The 22,707-nt window shown below is 59.4% G+C and carries 25 protein-coding genes; 17 read left to right on the top strand and 8 right to left on the bottom strand.

Translation table 11 applies throughout. The features are described 5' to 3' along the window. Positions 1–43: 43 nt before the first annotated feature. Positions 44–892 carry a ferredoxin--NADP reductase gene (locus tag B9P63_RS13670; protein WP_085309754.1) on the top strand — a complete coding sequence of 283 codons (849 nt, stop codon included), beginning with the start codon at positions 44–46 and terminating at the stop codon, positions 890–892. A 255-nt stretch (positions 893–1,147) separates the two neighbouring features. Here B9P63_RS13670 and B9P63_RS13665 read toward each other — a convergent pair whose 3' ends face one another. Both B9P63_RS13665 and B9P63_RS19430 read right to left on the bottom strand, forming a co-directional pair. Beyond that, positions 1,148–1,876: a hypothetical protein gene (locus tag B9P63_RS13665; RefSeq protein ID WP_085309752.1), complete on the bottom strand. Its 729-nt coding sequence runs from the start codon at positions 1,874–1,876 to the stop codon at positions 1,148–1,150. A gap of 12 nt (positions 1,877–1,888) precedes the next feature. Further along, entirely contained in the window at positions 1,889–2,221 is a 333-nt protein-coding gene (locus tag B9P63_RS19430; RefSeq protein WP_245830674.1) for a hypothetical protein, read from the bottom strand. Between B9P63_RS19430 and infC the strand changes: the two genes are divergently transcribed. After that, positions 2,162–2,644, top strand: coding sequence for a translation initiation factor IF-3 (gene infC / locus B9P63_RS13660; protein WP_342743603.1), 483 nt, complete (start codon positions 2,162–2,164; stop codon positions 2,642–2,644). The genes B9P63_RS19430 and infC overlap by 60 nt on opposite strands. A gap of 72 nt (positions 2,645–2,716) precedes the next feature. Beyond that, on the top strand, positions 2,717–3,313 hold the full coding sequence (locus B9P63_RS13655) for a class I SAM-dependent methyltransferase (RefSeq protein ID WP_085309748.1): 597 nt from the start codon (positions 2,717–2,719) through the stop codon (positions 3,311–3,313). On the opposite strand, the gene B9P63_RS13650 is transcribed toward B9P63_RS13655, so the two are convergent. The 4 genes from B9P63_RS13650 to B9P63_RS13635 form a co-directional block, all read right to left on the bottom strand. Continuing rightward, a complete protein-coding gene (locus B9P63_RS13650) occupies positions 3,310–4,296 on the bottom strand; it encodes a molybdopterin-binding protein (RefSeq protein ID WP_085309746.1) in 987 nt (328 codons plus the stop codon). The two genes, B9P63_RS13655 and B9P63_RS13650, sit on opposite strands and share 4 nt — an antisense overlap. Beyond that, a complete protein-coding gene (locus B9P63_RS13645; protein ID WP_085309744.1) occupies positions 4,293–5,270 on the bottom strand; it encodes an XdhC family protein in 978 nt (325 codons plus the stop codon). Before B9P63_RS13645 ends, B9P63_RS13650 begins: the two co-directional genes overlap by 4 nt. Continuing rightward, positions 5,267–6,538, bottom strand: coding sequence for a vWA domain-containing protein (locus tag B9P63_RS13640; RefSeq protein WP_085309742.1), 1,272 nt, complete (start codon positions 6,536–6,538; stop codon positions 5,267–5,269). Before B9P63_RS13640 ends, B9P63_RS13645 begins: the two co-directional genes overlap by 4 nt. Before the next feature lie 63 nt (positions 6,539–6,601). Continuing rightward, the gene (locus tag B9P63_RS13635; RefSeq protein ID WP_085310047.1) at positions 6,602–7,501 is read right to left on the bottom strand and encodes an AAA family ATPase; all 900 of its coding nucleotides are present in this window, start codon (positions 7,499–7,501) and stop codon (positions 6,602–6,604) included. Between the two features lie 146 nt (positions 7,502–7,647). On the opposite strand from B9P63_RS13635, the gene B9P63_RS13630 reads away from it, so the two are divergent. Next, entirely contained in the window at positions 7,648–8,598 is a 951-nt protein-coding gene (locus B9P63_RS13630) for a phosphoadenosine phosphosulfate reductase (RefSeq protein WP_085309740.1), read from the top strand. Positions 8,599–8,641: 43 nt separating this feature from the next. Here B9P63_RS13630 and B9P63_RS13625 read toward each other — a convergent pair whose 3' ends face one another. Beyond that, positions 8,642–8,902 (bottom strand): hypothetical protein, encoded by a 261-nt coding sequence (locus B9P63_RS13625; protein ID WP_085309738.1) that lies wholly within the window; start codon positions 8,900–8,902, stop codon positions 8,642–8,644. A gap of 109 nt (positions 8,903–9,011) precedes the next feature. Between B9P63_RS13625 and pyrC the strand changes: the two genes are divergently transcribed. The 3 genes from pyrC (at position 9,012) to B9P63_RS13610 (ending at position 12,491) form a co-directional block, all read left to right on the top strand. Further along, positions 9,012–10,058 (top strand): dihydroorotase, encoded by a 1,047-nt coding sequence (pyrC, locus tag B9P63_RS13620; RefSeq protein ID WP_085309736.1) that lies wholly within the window; start codon positions 9,012–9,014, stop codon positions 10,056–10,058. Between the two features lie 66 nt (positions 10,059–10,124). Further along, positions 10,125–10,805: an orotate phosphoribosyltransferase gene (locus B9P63_RS13615; RefSeq protein ID WP_085309734.1), complete on the top strand. Its 681-nt coding sequence runs from the start codon at positions 10,125–10,127 to the stop codon at positions 10,803–10,805. Positions 10,806–11,000: 195 nt separating this feature from the next. Continuing rightward, positions 11,001–12,491 carry a replicative DNA helicase gene (locus B9P63_RS13610; RefSeq protein WP_085309732.1) on the top strand — a complete coding sequence of 497 codons (1,491 nt, stop codon included), beginning with the start codon at positions 11,001–11,003 and terminating at the stop codon, positions 12,489–12,491. A 62-nt stretch (positions 12,492–12,553) separates the two neighbouring features. Here the strand turns inward: B9P63_RS13610 and B9P63_RS13605 are convergent, their stop codons facing one another. Next, positions 12,554–13,279: a sterol desaturase family protein gene (locus B9P63_RS13605; RefSeq protein WP_085309730.1), complete on the bottom strand. Its 726-nt coding sequence runs from the start codon at positions 13,277–13,279 to the stop codon at positions 12,554–12,556. Between the two features lie 96 nt (positions 13,280–13,375). Here B9P63_RS13605 and B9P63_RS13600 point away from each other — a divergent pair, with 96 nt between their 5' ends. From B9P63_RS13600 to purF, 10 genes are all read left to right on the top strand, one after another. Continuing rightward, positions 13,376–14,428, top strand: a complete 1,053-nt coding sequence (locus B9P63_RS13600) for an agmatine deiminase family protein (RefSeq protein WP_085309728.1) — start codon at positions 13,376–13,378, stop codon at positions 14,426–14,428. Next, positions 14,428–15,345, top strand: a complete 918-nt coding sequence (locus B9P63_RS13595; protein ID WP_085309726.1) for an isopenicillin N synthase family dioxygenase — start codon at positions 14,428–14,430, stop codon at positions 15,343–15,345. Before B9P63_RS13600 ends, B9P63_RS13595 begins: the two co-directional genes overlap by 1 nt. A gap of 204 nt (positions 15,346–15,549) precedes the next feature. Then, on the top strand, positions 15,550–16,584 hold the full coding sequence (alr, locus tag B9P63_RS13590; RefSeq protein ID WP_085309724.1) for an alanine racemase: 1,035 nt from the start codon (positions 15,550–15,552) through the stop codon (positions 16,582–16,584). Next, positions 16,581–17,366: an MlaE family ABC transporter permease gene (locus B9P63_RS13585; protein WP_085309722.1), complete on the top strand. Its 786-nt coding sequence runs from the start codon at positions 16,581–16,583 to the stop codon at positions 17,364–17,366. Before alr ends, B9P63_RS13585 begins: the two co-directional genes overlap by 4 nt. After that, entirely contained in the window at positions 17,363–18,109 is a 747-nt protein-coding gene (locus tag B9P63_RS13580; RefSeq protein ID WP_085309720.1) for an ABC transporter ATP-binding protein, read from the top strand. Before B9P63_RS13585 ends, B9P63_RS13580 begins: the two co-directional genes overlap by 4 nt. A gap of 106 nt (positions 18,110–18,215) precedes the next feature. Further along, positions 18,216–18,632: a hypothetical protein gene (locus tag B9P63_RS13575; protein WP_085309719.1), complete on the top strand. Its 417-nt coding sequence runs from the start codon at positions 18,216–18,218 to the stop codon at positions 18,630–18,632. Between the two features lie 2 nt (positions 18,633–18,634). Further along, positions 18,635–19,081, top strand: a complete 447-nt coding sequence (locus B9P63_RS13570; RefSeq protein WP_085310045.1) for a paraquat-inducible protein A — start codon at positions 18,635–18,637, stop codon at positions 19,079–19,081. Positions 19,082–19,111: 30 nt separating this feature from the next. Next, positions 19,112–20,479: a DNA repair protein RadA gene (gene radA / locus B9P63_RS13565; RefSeq protein ID WP_085309717.1), complete on the top strand. Its 1,368-nt coding sequence runs from the start codon at positions 19,112–19,114 to the stop codon at positions 20,477–20,479. 33 nt (positions 20,480–20,512) lie between these two features. After that, positions 20,513–21,073: a CvpA family protein gene (locus B9P63_RS13560; RefSeq protein WP_085309715.1), complete on the top strand. Its 561-nt coding sequence runs from the start codon at positions 20,513–20,515 to the stop codon at positions 21,071–21,073. Positions 21,074–21,178: 105 nt separating this feature from the next. Then, entirely contained in the window at positions 21,179–22,663 is a 1,485-nt protein-coding gene (purF, locus tag B9P63_RS13555; RefSeq protein WP_085310043.1) for an amidophosphoribosyltransferase, read from the top strand. The last annotated feature ends 44 nt before the right edge of the window (positions 22,664–22,707 follow it).

Raw genomic sequence — 22,707 nt, 5'->3', positions numbered from 1 at the left:
CCAGATTACAGAAAGGCGGGAGAGACTTTCCGTTTGTACGCATATGAATGAGATGATGCCCGTGAGTGACATAGCAACGCCCAAACTACCGACCTTGCCCGACGCGCAGACTGTCACGCAGGTGACCCATTGGACCGACCGGCTGTTTTCGTTCCGCATGACGCGCCCCGCGTCAATGCGCTTTCGCTCGGGCGAGTTCGTGATGATCGGCCTTATGGGCGATGTGAACGAGAAAACCGGCAAGGCGAAACCGCTTTTGCGTGCCTATTCGATCGCTTCGCCGTCTTGGGACGAAGAACTGGAGTTTTATTCCATCAAGGTGCCCGACGGGCCTTTGACCTCGCGTTTGCAGCACATCAAAGTCGGCGATGAAATTATCATGCGCCCCAAGCCGGTTGGCACTTTGGTGCATGACGCGCTGATCCCCGGAAAGCGGCTTTGGTTCTTTGCAACGGGCACGGGTTTCGCGCCCTTCGCGTCGCTTTTGCGCGAACCGCAAACCTACGAGGATTATGATGAGGTTATCATCACCCACACCTGCCGCACCGCCGGAGAGCTGACGTACGGGCGCGAGTTGATCGAGGCCTTGGAGCATGACGAAATGCTCAACGAGGTGATTGGCGAGGGGTTCTGGAAGAAGATCAAATACTACCCTACGACCACGCGCGAGCAGAGCGCAAAGATGGGCCGGATTACTGATCTGATCAACTCTGGCGAGGCCTATGCGGAGCTTGGAGTGGAGCCGCTTTGCCCACAAAATGACCGCGCGATGATCTGCGGCAACCTTGCGTTCAACCTTGAGCTGAAAGCGATGCTTGAGGCTGCAGGACTGGAGGAAGGTGCCAATTCCAAGCCTGCGCAATATGTGGTCGAGAAAGCATTTCTGGATTGATCAGCTCGCTTGCGCGCGGACGGATTTTGTTTCGCGCGCGAAACAATTCCTGTTTATTAACAGATTGTTAACTTTTAAAACTCACGGTCAAATCGCCCATCACATAGTGGCACTGCGCGCCTTTTCCCGCGCACACTGCGCCGCTGATGTTTGAAAGACCCACCGACAGAGCAAGCCTGAGCGGCAGTGCCCAGACAAGAAAAAACCCCGCCCTTACGAGCGAGGTTTGATCGTTTTCGCGAAAGGGCGAATGGCTTACATGCCAAGCGCGCCTTTGATCTGATCAAGAACGCCTTTGAGCAGGTCAGGATTGTCCTTGGCACCGTTCAACGCCGCCTTCAGCGTGGTCTTTTGAACCATGCCAAGCTCGGATCCATCAATCATTTCGGCGACCTTATCCATGCTAAACCCTTCGGGTGTCAGCAGATCGGCGATGCCGCCAGCGGCCTCTTCGGTTGCAGCGGCGGCGGCTTCTGCGGCGGCTTCAGCAGCGGCGGCGGCTTCAGCAGCGGCAGCGGCTTCAGCAGCGGCAGCGGCTTCAGCAGCGGCAGCGGCTTCTGCGGCAGCCGCTTCTGTTGCAACAGCGGCAGCTTCTTCGCTCAACTCTTCAGTTACCGCTTCGGCTGCGGCGGCCTCTTCGGTTGCAACAGCGGCAGCGGCGGCGGCTTCTTCTTCCAGCTTGGCGGCAGCTGCAGCGGCTTCTTCTTCCAGTTTTGCGGCGGCGGCAGCTTCTTCCGCAGCAGCAGCAGCCGCTTCTTCGGCCATCTTGGCCTCTTGCGCGAGCTTCGCGGCGGCTTCTTCTTCGGCCATCTTGGCCGCTTCAGCGGCTTTCACAGCCTCGGCTTCGACAATCGCGGCCGCTTCGGCGGCTTTCGCGGCTTCTGCTTCAACAATTGCGGCCTGCTCGGCGGCGTTGTTGGAGTAGAGCATATAACCACCGCCCAGTACGAGCGCTGCGATCCCAACCCAGATCAAATTTTTCATGGATCTCTCCCCTTAGAGATAAACTTTTGCTTCCGGCGCATCTGCCAGAATGCTGCAATCGCGAGATGGGCGCAAAAAGGCTTGGACGCAAGGGGAAACCACGGCAGCAACACGGGGAAAACACGTGAAATGAGCGCAGTTTTGCCCATTTGGCGCTTGAAGAGAGGCGCGGCTGCCTGTACCTTGAAGGCCTGATTTTAAAGCTATCAAAGGATAAATCCCATAGCCCGCAGACCTCATAATGCGCCGCCACAGCGCGACACCGGACCACGCGTCAACGACAAAATCCGCTCTCCCGAGATTCGCCTGATTGGTGCGGACGGCGAGAATGTCGGTGTCATCCATCCGGCCAAAGCATTGGTTATGGCTGAAGAAGCCGGCCTCGATCTGGTGGAAATCTCGCCCAACGCGAACCCGCCGGTGTGCAAGATCATGGATTTCGGCAAGTTCAAATACGAGACCCAGAAACGCGAAGCCGAAGCGCGCAAAAAGCAGAAGATCATCGAGATCAAAGAGGTCAAGTTCCGTCCCAACACGGATACCAATGACTATGAAGTCAAGATGCGCAACGTCTATAAGTTCTTGGAGAACGGCGATAAAGTGAAGGTCACTTTGCGTTTCCGCGGCCGCGAGATGGCGCACCAGAACCTTGGCCGCGAACTGCTCGAGCGTGTTGCGGCCGACACCAAAGAGCATGGCCGCGTGGAGAACTTTCCAAAAATGGAAGGTCGCCAGATGGTGATGTTGATCGGGCCGCTGCCTAGATAACGCTGTGTGATTGCATTTAAATTTAAAGGCCTGACATGTCTGTCGGGCCTTTTTCAGTTAGGGAAAACGGGCATGTGGGAAAAACGTTTCGCGCAAGAGGGCTATCTGTTTGGAACGGAGCCGGTGCCATTTTTGTTGAAGCACGCGGCGCTGTTTGAGGCGGGACAATCGGTGCTCTCCATCGCTGAGGGCGAGGGGCGCAACGGGGTGCATTTGGCAAAACGCGGCCTGGAGGTGACGGGCGTCGAGTTTGCCCCCTCTGCCGTGGCTAAAGCGCAAAAGCTGGCGGCAGAGAACGGCACCTCACCGACGTTCATCCAAAGCGATCTTTTTGAGTGGGACTGGCCGAACGAGGCCTATGACATCACGCTAGGGCTATTCTTTCAGTTTGTCGGACCTGCGCAGCGCGATATTTTATGGCGCAATATGCTGGCCGCGACCAAGCCCGGCGGGCTCGTGATGATCCACGGTTATACGCCAAAGCAGTTGGACTTCGACACCGGCGGTCCGCCCTTTGTGGAAAACATGTACACCGCGCAGGATTTTGATGAAATTTTCGCAGGCTGTGATATCCTCGCGCGCGAAGAATATGAGGCCGAGCAGCGCTCCGGCTCTGCGCATGTGGGCCTGTCCGCGCTCCTTGATTTTATTGCGCGCAAGCCAGATTAAGCGCTGCGCGGCCTTGGCCGCGTCGGAATTTCTTTGAGCAGCCCCCCGACCCCCATACCGGCAATATCCGCGCTGGTGACGTCAACGCCGCAGAGCACGCGCGAGAGCACTTTGTCCGCGCCATTGAGCGCAGGGGAGCGCGCGCAACCCGGAAGGCCGATCACCGACCTGCCAGCGAGCGCGCCCAGAAACAGCAGATTGCCGGGATCGACCGGCATGCCAAAACGGGTAAGCGTGCCGCCTGCAAGCATCAATGACATTGGCGCAACGTCATGGGGATCAGAAGTAGCCGAGCCTGTGAGAATGAGGATCACCTCGCCCCGCGCCGCGCGGATACTTTGGGTCAGCGCATCCGTATTATGGGCGCAAATCAGGGTTTCTATCAAAGGGCTTTCGAGCGCAGCGAGGCGCGCGCCAGTGGCTTTGATCGCCTTGCTTTCATCTGTGTTTTCATTGATTTGCGTGACAATCAGCGTGACTGTGTTGTGACGCGGGACCGCAAGGCGCAGAGCCCCGCGCGCATGGGCGCAGGCCGCAGCGAGATCGTCCTCGTGAACCGCGTAGGAGATAATTTTGACGGTACCAAGCATGCCCTTTGCGTGCATCTGGTGATGCGCCGGCACGCTTGCAAAAGATATCATCGGGTTCACCGCATTGAGTGCGGTGGCGCGCGCAACATCAAGGAGCGCAAGGCCCGGTCCGTCGGCGATAAGATTGACGCGGCCTGTAGCGGCCTGTGTCGCGTATAGGCCCGTGGTGCCAGCAAGCAGCGCCGCGCCAAGGCGGCGGGCGGCCTCGTTTTCCTCGACATCGCCCTGCTCTAGCGTCGCAGCGGTGACCTCGTTCAGGCCCGCCTTTTTGAGCTGGTTTATATGGTGCTCCTCGAGAATAACGCCTTTGCGCAAACGTCCCGCTTCAAGGCTGACGGAATGGGCGAGGATGGAGCCGAGGGCCGCCTCTAACGGAATCGGGCCGAACTTCACGGGTGGCCCTTGCGCAGCACTTGGGTGATTTGCGCCATGATCGAAACCGCAATTTCCGAGGGGCTGGACGCGCCAATGTCGAGGCCCACAGGACCATGGATGCGGGCGATGTCAACGGAGGTAAACCCGGCCTCTTCCAAGCGCGCGGCACGTTTGGCGTGGGTGCGTTTGGACCCCAAAGCTCCGATGTAGAAGGCATCCGAGCGTAGGGCAATTTCAAGGACGGGATCGTCGAGCTTGGGATCATGGGTAAGCAATACAAGGGCGGTGCGCGTATCGAGGCCAATCTTTGCAACGGCGTCTGCGGGCCAGTCGTTCAGAATGCGCTGCCCCGGAAAGCGCGCCGCGCTTGCGAAACTATCACGCGGATCAAGCAGCACGGGATCGTAGCCTGCCATTTGTGCCATAGGCATGAGCGCCTGCGCGATATGGACCGCACCGACAACGATCATGCGCAGGGGCGGATTGTGAATGGCAATGAAGCGGCGTGTGCCCTCCTCAAAACCGGAGCGGTCCATGGCGAACCGCTGGGTGAATCCGTTCATATGCAGCGCGCGGGTGTTTGTGGCGAGATCAACATCATAAGCGACGGGCTGGCGGGCGGCGCGTGCACTGATCAGATCGGCAAGCATTTGCTCGGGCAGAACCGCGCCAACGGGTTCGATCAGGATGCGGATTGTGCCCCCGCAGGCAAGGCCAACGGCGAAAGCATCACCATCAGAGACGCCGAATTCCAACTCGCGCGCATCGCCCATGGCAATGCTTTCAATGGCGTCAACGATCACCGCGCCCTCGACGCAGCCGCCCGAAACCGAGCCGACAATCTCGCCCTGCCCGTTAATCGCGAGCTGGCTGCCGACGCGGCGCGGGGCGCTGCCCCATGTCTCGATCACCGTGGCAAGCGCCGCGCCCGTGCCCGCGCGATGCCACGCGAGGGCCTGCTCGGGGATCAGATCGAATGTCGGCTCGCTCATTTGGTTTGCTCCATGGATATCGCGCGCATCAGGCGGGACTTTTCACCTGTGTCATTTGCGTTTGAGAGAGCCTGCGCCAAATCCTCCAGAGAGGCAATGGAGTGGCCCGCGCGAAAACTGTCGACGTGCGGGAGCATGGCGCGGATGCCTTGGGCCTTGGGGGCAAATTCGCTCCAGCGCAGCAGCGGGTTGAGCCAGATCAGCCGTTTGCTTGACAGATGCAGGCGCTGCATTTGCGCGGCAAGGCGATCGGGTTCGCCGCGATCTAGGCCGTCAGTGATGAGCAGTACCAGCGCGCCCTGCCCCAGAACGCGGCGCGACCAGTCCTTGTTGAAACGCTCGATGCACTCGCCGATACGCGTGCCGCCCTCCCAATCCTGCGCCTCTGCGCCCGCGGTAGCAAGCGCGGCGTCCACATCGCGCTGCTTCAGGTGACGGGTGATATTGGTGAGGCGGGTGCCAAAGGTGAAGGCGTGGACCTGCGCCCAGCCTGCGCCTTTGTCGTTGGACACCGCGTGCAGGAAATGCAGCACGAGGCGGGAATACTGGCTCATGGAGCCGGAAATATCGCAGAGCACCACGAGGTTGGGCCAGCGGATGCGGCGCGATTGTTTAGACAACGATTGAATTTCGCCGCCGCGTCGCATGGAGGCGCGCATGGTGGCGGCAAAGTCGATGCTGGAGCCGGAGGCATCGCTGCGCAGGCGGCGCGATTTCAGGGGCGCAACAGGGAGTTTGAGCTGAGCGAGAATGCGTTTGGCCTGCGCCACTTCGTCGGTGCTCATCTGCTCGAAATCAAGGGAGCGCAGACGTTCTTCGGAGGACATGGTGAGCGATGTGTCGATCTCGATCTCGGTGCCCTCGTCCTCAGCGCTCTCGGGCTGTGGCGCGTCGCGGTTGGCACCGTCAAGCAGCGCCTCGGCGGCGCGCTTTTCCGCTGCTTTGGCTGGCTTTTCCTCCTGCACGCCCCGGATCGCAGGGAGCATCATCGCCATCATGTGCTCCATAAAACGCGGATCGCGCCAGTAGAGCCGGAAGACCTGGGAGAAGACCGCACGGTGTTCAGGGCGGCTTACGAAGCAGGCTTGCAAGGTCCAGAAAAAATCGCGCCTGTCGGTGAAGCCTGCCACTTCGACCGCGTGGATCGCGTCGATGACGCGGCCCGGACCGATGGGCAGACCAGCCTTGCGAAGTGCGCGCGCAAAATAGGTAATATTTGCCGCAAAGCGCGGGTTTTCGGGGAGTTCAAGAGGAATGTGTTCAACCATGGATCGAGGCTGGGGGTTTCACACCCCCAGACCCCCGTGAGGTATTTCTGGACCAAAGAAGCATTAGAGGGTTTCCAAGGATTGTTTGGCATCATCCAAGATGCGTTTGGCTTCCGAGCCTTGCAATTGCGCGATGTCATCCTGGTATTTCAGGATCGCCCCAAGCGTGTCGGCAATGACTTCGGGGCTGAGGGTCAGTACATCGAGCGCGAGCAGGCATTTGGCCCAGTCGATGGTTTCCGCCACGCCCGGTTTCTTGAACAGGTCTTCTGTGCGCAACCTTTGCACGAAAGCGACGATTTCGCGCGACAGGTTTTCGCTGGCTTCGGGCGCTTTGGCGGTGAGGATTTCCATTTCGCGCTCGAAATTGGGGTAGTCCACCCAATGATAAAGGCAGCGGCGTTTCAGCGCATCGTGGATTTCGCGGGTGCGATTTGATGTCAGAATCACGATGGGCGGCTCAGGCGCTTTGATCGTGCCGAGTTCGGGGATAGTGACCTGAAAATCGCTTAGAGCTTCCAGAAGGAACGCCTCGAATGGCTCATCGGTGCGGTCCAACTCGTCGATCAAGAGCACAGGCGCGCCGCCTGCCTGCGGGCGCATCGCATCAAGGAGCGGGCGTTCGATCAGGAATTCTTCGGAAAACAGATCAGAAGTGAGAGATTTGCGATCCACGCCGCCTGTGGCCTCGGCGCTGCGAATGGCGATCATCTGCGCGGCAAAGTTCCACTCATAGACTGCGCTGGAGGCATCGAGCCCTTCATAGCATTGCAGGCGGATCAGCTTGCGGCCCAGCGCGATGCTGAGCGCCTTGGCGATTTCGGTTTTGCCGACGCCCGCCTCGCCCTCAAGAAACAATGGCCGCCCGAGACGCAGGGACAGAAATACTACCGTCGCAAGATCGCGCCCGCAGACGTATCCGGCGCTGCCCAGCGCCTTTTGCACATCGTCAATACTGTCCATCGCCTGTTCCTTTTCCATCGATTCGCAAAGCCCCCTGCCAAGACATGAGCACGCCATTTTCCCAATCCTGCCCCAATTCGCAGGCAGATTGCCAGCAAGAGGTCCGCAAAAGACGGGCCGTTTCGAGACGTGCAGGAGCTAAGTCGATGCAAGAGCCACTTCATATGCTGGATCAATCGCTGGCCGGGCAAACCGGCGCAGCCTGGCTGTCCGCGCTCGAAGATATTGCCGACGAGGCCGGATATTTCCAACCCCTAAGCGCACGCCATAACGCAGCGTTCATCGACGCAGGCAAAACCCTGCTGGTGACGTTCGAGACGTTGCAGTCAGTGCAATCGACAAGCAGCGAAGCGCATCCTGTGGGTTTCGAGATGGTACGCGAAGAAGGTTGGTCGCTGTTGAGTTTCTTTTGCGAGGGCCAGACTTGGTTTCGCGATCCGGCAGTTTACCGCTATTTCGACCGCCTGATAGATGACGGCTTTTTCGAGGATTTCGAACAGGTTATCTTTTATGGCGCAGGATCATGCGGTTATGCCGCCTGCGCCTATTCGGTTGCAGCGCCCGGCGCACAGGTTCTGGCCCTGAGCCCGCAAGCCACGCTAGATCCACGCGTCAGCGAGTGGGACGAGCGGTTTCGCCGCATGCGCCGGATCAGCTTTACGGACCGCTATGGCTATGCGCCCGACATGCTTGACGCAGCAGAGCGTGCGACGGTGATCTACGATCCACGGGTCGAGATGGACGCGATGCACGCCGCGCTATTCACGCGCTCTAACGTGGACAAACTGCGTATGCCCTATTTCGGGGCAGCGCTCGATATCCAGATGATGCGCCTCGATATCCTTTATGCCCTGCTTGGCGCGATTGGCGCGGGCGAGAATGTGTCAGCCGAGTTCTACAGATTGCACCGCCAGCGCCGCATGGATCGCAACTATTTGCGCGCTATCTTAGGTGATATGGAAGATGCGAAACGCTGGAGCCTTGCACGGGCAATCTGCGATCATGCTGCTAAGGCGCTGAATGCGCCGCGCTTCAAGAAACGCGGCGAGCAGATTGCCGCCTTGCAAGCTGCAGAAACCAGCGCTCCGACAAGTTAAGGCCGGCATGCGCGCTGCCTCTGTCGCGGTCTATTCTCCTTGCCTATTTTCCGGTGATACGCGCGAGCAGTGGCTTGCGCGCCACGCCAATCGCCGCAGACAGGCACAGCAAGACCGGATAGCTGTCGACCCCGATCAACAGCAAGATCATCGCAACCCCTGCAAGGCAAAGCGCGAAACTGGCCAGCGTGATTTCCTCAGCGCCTAGGGTGATGCCCGCTTTCGCAAGCAGATCGCCGATGCGCACGCTTGCTTGCCCGAAGAATACTCCGACACAGAACCCTGCAATCAACGTCACGATCATACCGACACTCCCTCCGGGTCTACCCGATGCTCCCAGCGTACTATGCACTCTGTTCTACAGCCCGCCGCAGACTTGCGCAAACCACAAGGGGCGGTGTATGCGAGCGGGCATGACAGATAGCCTCACACTCCGCCGCCCCGACGACTGGCACCTTCATTTGCGCGACGGCGATATGCTGCGCGCGGTGCTGCCGGAAACTGCCCGCCATTTCGCGCGTGCCATCATCATGCCCAACCTTGTGCCCCCCGTGGTCACAGGCGCGGATGCGCTGGCATATCAAGCGCGCATCTTGGCCGCTTTGCCCGATGGTATGATGTTCGAGCCGCTGATGACGCTCTACCTGACGGAAGACACCGATCCGGACGATATGCGCGCCGCCCATGCGAGCGGTCTTATCAAAGCGGTGAAACTCTATCCCGCAGGCGCGACGACCAATTCCGCCAGCGGCGTGCGCGATTTTGCGCGCGTGCAGCCTGTGCTGGACGCTATGGCCGAGATCGGCCTGCCACTGTGCCTACACGGCGAAGTCACCGATCACGACGTTGACATCTTTGACCGCGAGGCTGTGTTCATCGACAAAATCCTCGATCCGCTGCGCCGCGCGACCCCGGGCCTCAAGGTCACGATGGAACATATCACCACCAAGGACGCGGTCGATTACGCGCGCGCGCAGGATGACAGCCTCGGCGCCACGATCACCACGCATCACCTTGTAATCAACCGCAACCACATCCTCGTGGGCGGGATCAAACCGCATTACTACTGTCTGCCCGTCGCCAAACGCGAAGAGCATCGCCTCGCTTTGGTGGAGGCCGCTACGTCTGGCGAGGCGCGCTTCTTCCTTGGCACTGATAGCGCACCCCATTCCGATGATCTCAAGGAAAACGCTTGCGGCTGCGCGGGCTGCTTCACCGCGACCAACACCATGTCGATCCTTGCCGAGGTGTTCGAGGCTGCGGGCGCGCTCGACAAGCTGGAAGCCTTCGCTTCTCTCAATGGCCCCGCGCACTACGGCCTGCCCGTCAATCAGGACACCATCACCCTGCGCAGAACGCCCGCCAGCTACCCCGAGAAAATCATCACCGGCGTTGGCGAGGTCACGGTCTTCGACCCCGGCTTCCCCCTGAATTGGTCGGTCTTGCCTTCTTCGGTCTAAAAATACCTCGGGAGAGCGCGAGAGGGCTGGCCCTCTCGCCCCCGCACTCACAAAACGAGCCACATCATGATCCCATCTAGCTATCCCCCCCGCGAAGAAATCGCCCGTCTCACAGCCCGCATGCTGCTGGAAATCAAGGCGGTGCATTTCAATGCTGCCGAGCCGTTCATTCTCGCCTCCGGCCTGCCCAGTCCGACCTATATTGATTGCCGCAAACCGAACTCCTACCCGCGTATCCGCTCGGCGCTGATGGACTTCATGACCGTCACCGTCATGCGCAATGCGGGCTTTGAGGCGTTCGACAATATCGCAGGCGGAGAAACCGCAGGCATTTCTTTTGCGGCACTCGTGGCCGAGCGTATGGCGCTTCCCATGACTTATGTGCGTAAAAAGCCCAAGGGCTACGGGCGCGGCGCACGCATCGAGGGCGATATGAGTGAGGGCCAGCGCGTGCTGCTGGTGGAAGACCTCACGACTGACGGCGGCTCCAAACTTAGCTTCGTCGATGCGATTCGCGAAACCGGGGCCACCTGCGCCCATACCGCTGTGATCTTTTATTACGATATTTTCCCCGAAACCGAAAAGACGCTCGGCGATCACGGCGTCACACTGCATCATCTGTGCACGTGGTGGGATGTTCTGGCCGAGGCCAAGGCGCAAAATACCTTTGATACCGCCACTTTGGACGCCGTCGAGGCCTTCCTCAATGATCCGCGCGCCTGGCAAGAGGCCAACAAAAAGGGCTAGGTCCGATCCCGATTGCAGATCAGGGCGCGCGCTTTGCCGCGCCCTTTTTCTTTTGCATCATCTAGCGGGCAACACAGGCGAAAACCCAATATCTTGTGGAACTTCACCCACAAGTAGGTTATCCACAGAAACATACAATTTGCATGTCCCGCGCTGGTTTTTGTATCAGATCACTCGGGATATCGAAGGTGAGTTATGAACGAAATTGCGTCGATCAATCAAACGCAGGTGGATATTGCCGCCGCTGAAACCATGCCCAACTCGATCGAGGCAGAGCAGCAGCTCTTGGGCGCGATCCTGACCAATAACGACATCTATGACCGCGTCGCGTCGATTATCCTGCCACGTCATTTCTATGACCCCGTGCACCAGCGTATTTATGAGGTCGCAGCAGCGCGTATTTCAAAGAACAACCTCGCCTCTCCTGTCACGCTCAAGGCGTTTCTGGAGGATGATGAAGGCCTCAAGGAACTCGGCGGCCCCACGTACCTCGCGCGCCTTGCGGGCGCTGCGATTTCCGCGTTTGCCGCGCGCGATTATGCGCAGATCATCTATGACCTTGCGATCCGCCGCGAACTTATGGGGCTTGGCCGCGACATTGCTGCCAAAGCCGCGCATGTTGATGTGGCTTCCGAGCCAGCCGAGCAAATCGTCGAGGCAGAGCAAGCGCTCTATAAGCTGGCGGAAAAGGGCAGCGCGGATAGTGGGTTTCAATCTTTCTTGCGCGCGATCACCGATGCGGTGAACGTCGCCAACGCCGCCTACGAGCGCGGCGGCGGCATGGCGGGCATTTCTACCGGCCTTGTCGATCTGGACAAGATGCTGGGTGGCCTGCACAAATCCGACCTTCTAATTCTCGCGGGTCGCCCGTCCATGGGTAAAACCTCGCTTGCCACAAACATTGCGTTCAACGTCGCAAAAGCCTTTCGCCACGGCAAACTCGCCGATGGCACAGAGGGCGCAGTGGATGGCGGAGTGGTCGGCTTTTTCTCACTGGAAATGAGCGCGGAGCAGCTTGCAGGACGTATCCTATCCGAGGCTTCTGAAATTTCGTCGCACAAGATTCGCCAAGGCGATATGGAAGAATTCGAATTCCGCCGCTTTGTCGAGGCCGCCAAAGAGCTGGAAGCCTGCCCGCTCTATATCGACGACACAGCCGCGATCCCGATTGCCCAACTCTCCGCGCGTGCGCGCCGCCTCAAACGGACCCACGGGCTTGATGTGCTCATCGTAGATTATCTTCAGCTGGTGCGCGGTACGTCAGAGAACCGCGTGCAGGAGATTGGCGAGATTTCCATGGGCCTCAAGGCGATTGCTAAGGAATTGCAAATCCCGGTGATCGCCCTGTCGCAGTTGTCGCGCCAAGTCGAGAACCGCGAAGACAAGCGCCCGCAACTTTCGGATTTGCGCGAATCCGGCTCGATTGAGCAGGATGCGGATGTGGTGATGTTCGTGTATCGCGGCGAGTATTACAAAGAGCGCGAAAAGCCTGACGACAATAACCTTGAGGCGATGGCTGCATGGCAGGACGAAATGGCGCGCTTGCATGGCAAGGCGGATGTGATCATTGGCAAACAGCGCCACGGCCCGATTGGCAATGTCGAGCTGAGCTTTGAAGCCCAATTCACCCGCTTTGGAAACCTTGCGAAATCATGGCAGGTCGGCAATGACGACACGAGCTTCTAGATAACCGCGCAGCTAACCGAACCCCTTGATGGCTTTCGCGGCGCTTTCTTTCCAAGAAAGCGCTAGCGCCGTGCCGCTTGTGCGATCTCATCAGCGCCAAGCCCATATTTTGCGGCAAAGCGCATCCGCGCGGACACCAGACGTGGGTCATCAGGGCGCAGTCCCAGTGTTCGGATAAACTCCATACGCTGCTGCGCTTTAAGCGCGCCGTGCGCAATCGCCGTGCCCTGTGCGCGGTCGATAATCTCCCCGCCCGGCGAGACATGGAACCATTTGGAAAAGTCGCGAAAGTGATGCTGGTTGTGAAGCCTTGTGACGCGGCGCGCCAAGGCTCCTTTCGGAATATTGAGATGCGCGCTCATGTGGAACCACTCATAGCCGAGAAACGTCGCAACGCCGCCTACAGGCACAATGGCGATCGCGATCCAGAGCGCAGACGCCACGCCAAACAGCGCAAGAACGCCCCAAAGCGCGAGGAAGTTGAACGCAAGCATCGGCAACGCCACCCAGATCGGCACGAAGAACAACTTCTCGTTGGTGGGGAAGTCGTGATGCCCGTAATGCGCGCGGTAGAGCAGATCGAAGGCCCATTGCCGCTGCGGCGGCGCAAGGTGAAAAATGTGGCGGTGCAAATTATACTCGTTGAGATATTGCGCCACGATCCCCAGCGGCACGAAACCCCATGCCCAAAGCGGGCCAAACAGACCGAGCACAATCGCACCAAACCCGCAAACGCCCGTCATGAGCACAATGCAGGGGTGACGCATCAAGATCGCAAGCCGTGTCATCCGATACCTCCTCGCCCCGCGCCAATTTTCTTGCGGCGCACGCTTTTGAATGCCACGCTAGCATAGCTTTGCAAAAGCGCCAGTGGGAGGGGTTTTATGAAACGACGTCATTTCCTAGCCGCCAGCGCAGCCCTACCCTTTGCGAGGTCCGCTATGGCCAGCCAACCTTTGCATGTGCGCCCCGAAGACGGCCCCCATGAAGCGACGTTCATGATGTGGCCCGCGAGCCGCGCAGTGCATCCAGAGCGCGCGTTCCTTGATATCTTGCAGAGCACCATCGCCGATATCGCCAATACGATCGCCGCTTTCGAGCCGGTGATCCTATTGGCTGCGCCAAGTGATCAAGCGCGGGCAAAGCAAATGCTAAGCGCTAAGGTCACGCTTTGGGATATCCCCACTGACGACCTTTGGGCGCGCGATGCAGGGCCGCTTGTGGCGCACCGTGGATCAAGCCGCGTGGTGAGTCACATCAAATTCAACGGCTGGGGCAACAAACAGGTTCACACGCACGACGGCGCTCTCGCTGGTGCCATTGCAAACCGCCTCGGCTTTGATCTTCTGGACAGCGGTCTCTTTGGCGAAGCGGGCGGCGTGGAACATGACGGGCATGGGCTGTTGATGGCGCATGAAAGCTCTTGGGTGAACGAAAACCGCAATCCCGGTCTTAGCTGCGCAGAGGTAGAGCGCCGTCTGCTCAAAGCCTTTGGCGCAGAGCGGATGATCTGGGCGCAGGGCGTGCGCGGCGAGGATATCACCGATTATCATATCGATTCCCTTGCGCGTTTCACAGGGCCGAACCGCGTGTTGATCAACCTGAGCGACAATCCTGATTGGGAGGACCCGTTCCACGTGGCCGCCTATGAGACCTACGACAATCTGAAGGCGGCAGGGGTCGATCTGGAGGTCATTCCAGAGCCAAGCTATCGGCGCGTGAAAGACGTCGAATTCGTTGCCTCCTACGCCAACTACTATGCCTGTAACGGCGCCGTGATCGCGGCGCAGTTTGGAGATGCCGAGACTGACGAAATCGCCCGCGAAGCGCTTGTGCGCCATTATCCGGGGCGTGAGATCGTGACCCTGAACGTCGATGCGCTTGGCGAAGTCGGCGGCGGTATTCACTGTGCCACCCAGCAACTCCCGAGCGCCTGATGAACAGCATTCCCGTCCTTGATCTGAACGCCCCCGATATCGAGCGCGCCTTTTTCAAAGCCTATAGCGAGGTGGGTTTTGCCTATCTCGTCGGGCATGGTATTTCGGCTGAATTGCGCAGAGCACTGTTTGACGCCTCGCGCCGCTTTCATGCGCTGGATATGGCGAAAAAACAACGGATCAAGGTCGATCACACCCATCGCGGCTATATCGGGATCGACACCTCCACCGATGTGACCACGACACTGGCAAACGTGACCAAGCCCAACCAATCGGCCAGCTTTATGATGATGCGCGAGGACGCGGCGATTGATCCGGCGATATATCTGTCGGGGCCGAACAAATGGCCCGAACTCAGCGGTTTTCGCAAAACCCTGGAGCGCTACAACAGCGAGATGTGCGCGCTGGCGGATCGCACGCTGCGTATCGCTTTGCGCGCGTTTGGCGCGCAAGACACGGCGATGCAGATGTTCGCGCCGCCAACCACATGGCTGCGCCTTTTGCACTACCCGCCCCTGCCCGAAAGCGCGCCCGACGATCTCTACGGCTCTGCGCCGCACACGGATTTCGGCGCGTTGACCTTTCTGGCCACCGACGATGTAGGCGGCTTGCAGGTTCTATCGCCTGCGGGCACTTGGATCAACGTGCCGCCGCGCGCAGATGCCTTTGTGGTAAATGTAGGCGATATGCTGCACCGGATGTCGAACGGCGCGCTGCGCTCGACGCCGCACCGCGTGATCAACAAAACGGGGCGCGAGCGCTATTCCTGTCCCTTCTTTTATGATCCAAATGTGAGTGCGGATATCGCGCCGCTGATTGGCGCGCCAAAGTTCGAGCCACTGAATTTCGGGGCATTTTTGCGCTCTGAACTGGAAGCCAGCTATGACGCCCACAAGCCGGCCGGTACAGACGCATAAGCTGACTGAGCCGAAATGGGTAGGACAATGAGGCAGGCGCGGCCCTCATCACCAACTTGGTGCTTTCCATGCAGTATCCCGAGTATTCTGATTCCGGATGCTTGGATAAATTGCAGCCGCGGCCTGTGCCCAATTGCCCGAGAGCCGTAAGCGCCGCAGCTTTTACTCTTGACGCGCGAGCCTGCCGTGCGAAACACCTTAGGGATGAGCACAGGCACTTTAACAATCGATCTGGGCGCGATGGCTGCGAACTGGTCTGCCCTCGACGCGATGAGTACAGCCGAAACAGGCGCGGTCGTGAAGGCCGACGCCTATGGCACCGGCATCGGGCGCGCCGCGCGCCGCCTTGCACAGAGCGGTGCGCGCAAATTCTTCGTCGCCGTTGCAGAGGAAGGCGCGGATATCCGTCAAGCGCTGGGGCCGGAGCCGGAGATTTACGTGCTCTCGGGGCATATGTCTGGCGATACCGACACGATCGCCGATCTGGCACTGATCCCGCTTCTAAGTTCCATCGATCAGATGCTGCGCCATTTCGAAGCGCTGCCCGGCACGCCCTTTGGCATTCAGCTTGATACGGGCATGAACCGCCTTGGCATGGAAGCGGGCGAGTGGAGCGCAGTGCGCTCGCTCGTCGTGCCGCAGGGGCCGAAGCTGATCATGTCGCATCTGGCCTGCGCGGACGAGCCCGAGCACGAGATGAACGCGCGGCAACTGGCGGCGTTTCACGAGATGAGCGATGGCATTGACGCGCCCCGCTCGCTGGCGGCGACGGGGGGGATCTTGCTGGGGCGCGAGTATCATTTCGACGTGACCCGCCCCGGCATCGGGCTTTATGGCGGGCTGCCGTTCTTCGACGCCGCGCCTGCGGTGTCGCTGCATCTACCGGTGATCCAGACCCGCGACGTGCTGGCGGGGGAAAGCGTTGGCTATGGCAACACATGGATCGCAGCGCGTGACAGCCGGATTGCGACGGTCTCGAGCGGCTATGCGGATGGCATTTTGCGGGCGCTGGGGCCAAAGACGCAGCTATTTGCCAATGGCACGCCCGTCCCCATCGCGGGGCGCATATCGATGGACAGCATTTGCGTCGACGTCACTGACGCACGCGAGATGCCCGGCGCGCTTGAAGTGATCGGACCGCACCAATCGGTGGACACGCTGGCGGGCAATGCCGGCACGATCGGCTATGAAATCCTGACCTCGCTCGGCGCGCGCTATGCGCGGCGGTACGTGGGATGAGCCTGCTGCTTAATCCCCTCGCAGTGCTTGGCGCTGCAACGCTTGGCATGCTCGCGGCGCTCGGGCGCATTTCAATCTACGGATTCAGCACACTGCGCCACATGTTTCGCCGCCCCTTTTATGTCAAGGAACTTGGCATTGCGCTGATGCAAGTGGGATGGCTATCCCTACCCGTTGTCGGCCTCACCGCGATCTTCACGGGCGGCGCGCTGGCCTTGCAAATCTACGCGGGCGGCGCACGCTTCAATGCCGAGGCCGTGGTGCCGCAGATTGTCGCCATCGGCATGGTGCGCGAACTTGGCCCCGTTTTGGTCGGCTTGATGATTGCGGCGCGCGTGACCTCCTCCATTGCCGCTGAAATCGCGACGATGAAAGTGACCGAGCAGATTGACGCGCTTGTCACGCTTTCGACCCATCCAATGCAATACCTCACGGTGCCGCGCGTGTTGGCAGGCTTGATCTGCGTGCCGATCTTGGTGGGCGTTGGCGATATTATCGGTATCCTGGGCGGATATGCAGTGGCGACGGGCACGCTGGGCTTCAACGCCTCGACCTACATAGTGAACACTGTTGACTTTCTGGAGCTACGGGATGTGTTCTCGTCCCTTGCCAAGGGCGCGGTATTTGGCGTGATTGCAACGCTCATGGGCTGCTATTACGGCATGAACTCGGGGCGCGGCGCGCAAGGCGTGGGCGCTGCGACCAAAGGCTCGGTCGAAGCGGCAGCGATCTTGATTTTGGCCGCGAATTTCGTTCTGACGGGGGTGTTCTTCTCGGTATGATCACGCTCTCTAATGTCAAAAAATCCTTCGGCGACAACCACGTCCTGCGCGGCGTCGATCTGGAGATCGCGCGCGGCACGTCGATGGTGATTATCGGCGGTTCCGGCACGGGAAAATCCGTGGCGTTAAAATGCGTACTTGGCCTCGTGACGCCCGACAGCGGCGTGATTATGGTCGATGGTCAGGACGCCGCCAAAGCCGAGCGCGATGCCTTTCTCGCCCGCTTCGGGATGCTGTTTCAGGGCGGCGCCTTGTTCGATAGCCTGCCCGTCTGGCAGAATGTTGCATTCCGTTTGATGCGCGGCGCGCTGAAGCGGCCCAAGGACGAAGCACGCGAGATTGCAATTGAAAAACTGCGCCGCGTGGGTCTCAAGGCGGATGTCGCCGATCGCCTGCCTGCGGAGCTTTCGGGGGGCATGCAAAAGCGCGTCGGCCTTGCGCGCGCGATTGCCGCCGAGCCGGAGATCATCTTTTTCGACGAGCCGACAACGGGCCTCGATCCGATCATGTCGGGCGTGATCAACGATCTGATCCGCGAAATCGTGGTGGAAATGGGCGCGACCGCAATGACGATTACCCATGACATGAGCTCTGTACGCGCGATCGCCGATCATGTGGCGATGTTGCACGACGGAGTTATCCAATGGACCGGCCCCGTAGGCGATATGGACAATGCAGGCGATCCCTATCTGGATCAATTCATTCATGGACGCGCAAACGGGCCGATTGAATCGGTGCGCTGAACTGCGCGCACGAATTTTCTCGGAAATTCGAAGTCCCTCCCCACTTGCAACGCGTTGCATTTACCGCCACCTTGGTTTCAGTAGGCATAATCGAGGCGACCTGCACGTGAGCAATTTCAGCACGCTTTTCGAGCCAAACTACACGATCCTCACATTCTTGATGATCAAGACTTTCCTATATATCGAATTCATCGGCGCGTTGGCCCTGATCCGCGTCTTCAGCGCCAAAGGCCCCTCGCGTATTGCGGCGCTTGGCGCTTTCACGATCGCGTTTGTCGGGATCGCCGCGAAATATGTGCCGCCCCTCGCCAGTTTGAGCGGAACAGACATCGCGCGCCTCGCATCGCAGATCATCAACCAGGGCGTGATCACTGCAGGATCGGGCATGGCGCTGCCTGTGGCCGTGACGTTCCTGTTCGCGCTGTCGTGGCGCATGCAGGGACGGCGCTGGTGGGCGCTGGATGCGCTGCACCTGATCGCCGCGCTCGGCTTTTTCGGGCTTTGGGCGATCACGCAACTATGAAATTGCTCAAACTGCTCAACCTCGCGCTGCTGATCGCCTTTCCAGTCGCATGGTTCGCCCCCTTGATGCGCGCCGGGATTTTACCCCTGTTCGGCCTTAGCGAAATAAGCATAATTTCAGGGCTGCAAAGCCTTTGGAGCAGTGATGTTTTTCTTGCGCTGCTCGTTACCTTCTTTGCGCTGTTCGCGCCTTATGTGAAAACGCTCGGGTTGGCCTTGGTGCATTTCGATCTGCTCAGCGCGCGCGCCCTGCCTGCGCTGGCGATCCTTGGCAAACTGGCTATGGCGGATATCTTCTTGATCGCGGTTTATATCACCGTCTCCAAAGGCATCGGCGTCGGGCGGATCGAGACAGCTTGGGGGCTTTATCTGTTCTCGGGCTGTATTTTGCTGCAATTGGCCTTGGGAATGCTTACAAAAAAGCGGAACAAGATGAGAACATCCAATTGACGCGGCGGTTGCACTCGGCCAAAAGACAGTATGGCTAAAAAACCTTCATTCTCTTGTAACGAATGCGCAAACATCACCTCGAAATGGTCAGGGCGCTGCGAGGCGTGCGGCGCGTGGAATTCCATCGTCGAGGATGCCGGCCTTAGCAGCAGCGGCCCTGCAAAAGCGGGCCTTGGTACGGTGCGCGGACGCGCGGTGCAACTTACCGACCTCAGCACCGAAGAAGCCCCGCCCGCGCGCACGCTCTCCGGCCTCAACGAGCTTGACCGCGTGCTCGGCGGTGGATTGGTACCCGCCTCTGCCACGCTTGTCGGCGGGGACCCGGGGATCGGAAAGTCCACACTTTTGCTACAGGCCGCCGCACAATTCGCCAATATGGGCCTCAAGACAATCTATGTCTCGGGCGAGGAATCCAGCGCGCAAATCCGCATGCGTGCGCAGCGCCTTGGCCTCACAAACGCGCCTGTGCAACTGGCTGCGGAAACCAATTTACGCGATATCCTGACGACGCTGGAAATCGAAAATCCGCAACTGGCAATCATCGATTCGATCCAGACCATGTGGTCCGACAGCGTCGGCTCTGCCCCCGGCTCTGTAGCTCAGGTGCGCGCAGCCGCCCATGAGCTGACCAGTTTCGCCAAGCGGCGCAACATGGCGGTGATCCTTGTGGGCCACGTCACCAAAGATGGCCAGATCGCAGGGCCTCGCGTCGTCGAGCATATGGTCGATACCGTACTTTATTTCGAGGGTGAGCGCGGGCATCAATTCCGCATTTTGCGCGCGGTCAAGAACCGCTTTGGCCCCTCCGATGAAATCGGTGTGTTCGAGATGACGGGCATGGGGCTGGCGCAGGTCACCAACCCCTCCGCGCTGTTCCTGAGCGAACGCGGCACGCCCTCGCCCGGCTCTGTGGTCTTTGCAGGTGTCGAGGGCACGCGCCCGGTTCTGGTCGAGCTGCAAGCGCTGGTCGCCCCCTCGCCCCATAGCCAGCCACGCCGCACGGTCGTGGGCTGGGACGGGGGACGCCTTGCGATGATTCTCGCGGTACTCGAGGCGCGCGTCGGCATCCCCTTCACGGGGCTTGATGTCTATCTCAACGTAGCAGGCGGCATGAAAATTTCAGAGCCAGCGGCCGATCTTGCCGTCGCCGCTGCACTTTTAAGTGCGCGAGAAGACGCCGCTTTACCCGCTGAGACTGTGGTGTTTGGCGAAATCAGCCTGTCAGGGGCGCTGCGCCCTGCCCCGCAATCGGAAAATAGGTTGAAGGAAGCGCAAAAACTTGGTTTTACAGGCGCACTTGCCCCTGCGGGTGGTAAAGGTGTGAAGGTCGACGGAATCACGCTCAATCAAATGAGCGATCTGACGGCTTTTGTGGGTGATGTATTCGGCGCAGGTTAACGCGCCATCATAAATTGGAAGGCGAGCGGACCTATGGAAGGTTTTACCATTATTGACGGAGTCGTCGCGGTAATCATCGTGCTCTCCGCGCTGCTTGCCTATTCGCGCGGCTTCGTGCGCGAAGCCATGGCGATCGCTGGCTGGATCGCCGCTGCGTTCCTCGCGTTCATGTTCGCGCCGCAAGTCGAACCGCTGGTCAAGGAGATCCCCGTGATCGGCGAGTTTCTAGCCGACAGCTGCGAATTGGCGATCATCGCCGCTTTTGCCGTGGTCTTTGCCATTGCATTAATTGTGACCTCGCTGTTCACGCCGCTGTTTTCCTCGCTCGTGCAGCGCTCCGCGCTTGGCGGGATAGATCAGGGCTTTGGCTTTTTCTTCGGCGTTCTGCGGGGCATCCTTTTGATTGCTGTCGCTTTCTTCGTCTATGACACAGTGATCACGCAGCAAGAGATAACAATGGTAGACGAGAGCCGCTCTGCCAAGGTTTTTGCACGCATGACCGGTCAGATCGAGGATCGTAATCCAGAGCAAGCACTTGGCTGGATCACGACGCAGTACGAACAACTCGTCGGCACCTGCGGCGCGCCAGAGTAACGCAGGCCCGACGCTCTTATGAATTGGTGACATGTCTGCGCCGACCCTCTAAGACAGGCGCAACTGCCCCAGGTTCGGATTCGGAGCTAACTCGTGATGCGTAAAATGCCGCCCGCCCATCCTTTTGACTTCGACTATACGCGTGACGATGCGGATGGTGACAAGCTAAAGGAGGAATGCGGCGTTTTCGGCGTCGTTGGCGCAAGCGATGCAGCCAATTTCGTCGCCCTTGGCCTGCATGCGCTGCAACATCGCGGGCAAGAAGCGGGTGGCATCGTCAGCCATGATCCCGAGCAAGGGTTCAACTCGGCCCGCCGTTTTGGCTATGTGCGCGATAATTTCACCAAAGCCTCCCTGATGGAAACGCTCCCCGGTCCGCTTGCAATCGGGCATGTGCGCTACTCCACCGCTGGCTCCAAAGGCGCGGTCATTCGCGACGTACAGCCGTTTTTCGGCGAGTTTTCCATGGGCGGCGCGGCAATTGCGCATAACGGCAACATCACCAATGCCGACGAGCTGCGCAAAGAGCTGATCGAGCGCGGCTCGATCTTTCAAAGCTCGTCCGATAGCGAGTGTATCATTCACCTCATGGCGCGCAGCCTGCAGCGCAATATTCCCGAGCGCATGGAAGATGCTTTGCGCCGCGTGCAAGGGGCCTTCTCTATCGTTGCGATGACGCGCACCAAATTGATCGGAGTGCGCGATCCGCTTGGCGTGCGCCCTCTCGTGCTCGGCAAGCTGGAAGGAAACGGCTGGGTTCTTAGCTCGGAAACCTGCGCACTCGATATCATAGGCGCGGAATATGTACGCGAGATTGAACCGGGTGAAATGGTGGTGATCACTGCATCGGGCGGCGTCGAGAGCCATTTCCCGTTCCGCCGCCAAGCCTCGCGCTTTTGCATCTTTGAACATGTTTATTTCTCGCGACCTGACAGTATTATCGGCGGGAAATCCGTCTATGAAACGCGCCGCCAGATTGGCGTTGAGCTGGCCAAGGAAAGCCCCGTGGATGCGGATCTCGTCTGCCCTGTGCCAGACAGCGGCACGCCAGCGGCGATCGGCTTTAGCCAGGAAAGCGGCATTCCTTATGCGATGGGCATCATCCGCAATCAATACATGGGCCGCACGTTTATCGAGCCAACGGAATCCATCCGCAACATGGGTGTGCGCCTGAAACTCAACGTGAACCGCGCGCTGATAAGAGGCAAACGGGTGATCCTTGTGGACGACAGTGTTGTGCGCGGCACGACTTCGCGCAAGATCAAGGAAATGATCCTCGATGCTGGCGCCGCCGAAGTGCATTTCCGCATTGCCTCGCCCCCGACCGCATGGCCGTGCTTTTACGGCGTCGATACACCGCAGCGCGAAAAACTTCTGGCGGCGACGATGACGGAAGAAGAAATGCGCGTGCACCTTGCCGTGGACAGCCTCAAATTCATCTCGCTCGACGGGCTCTACCGCGCCGTGGGCGAGGCCGAGGGGCGCAATGCCAAATGCCCGCAATATTGCGATGCGTGTTTCTCGGGCGACTACCCCGTCAAGCCAACAGATCAAATCACCAAAGGGTTCGAGTTGAAGGCCGCAGAGTAACGCAGCCCCTTCCTCTTTCTAGAAATATCGCCGCCGGAGGCATC

Source organism: Planktotalea arctica (assembly GCF_002105285.1).
Classification (GTDB): Bacteria; Pseudomonadota; Alphaproteobacteria; order Rhodobacterales; family Rhodobacteraceae; genus Planktotalea; species Planktotalea arctica.
Note: the sequence above shows the minus strand (reverse complement) of the source record. Positions and strands in the feature narration are given on the sequence as shown.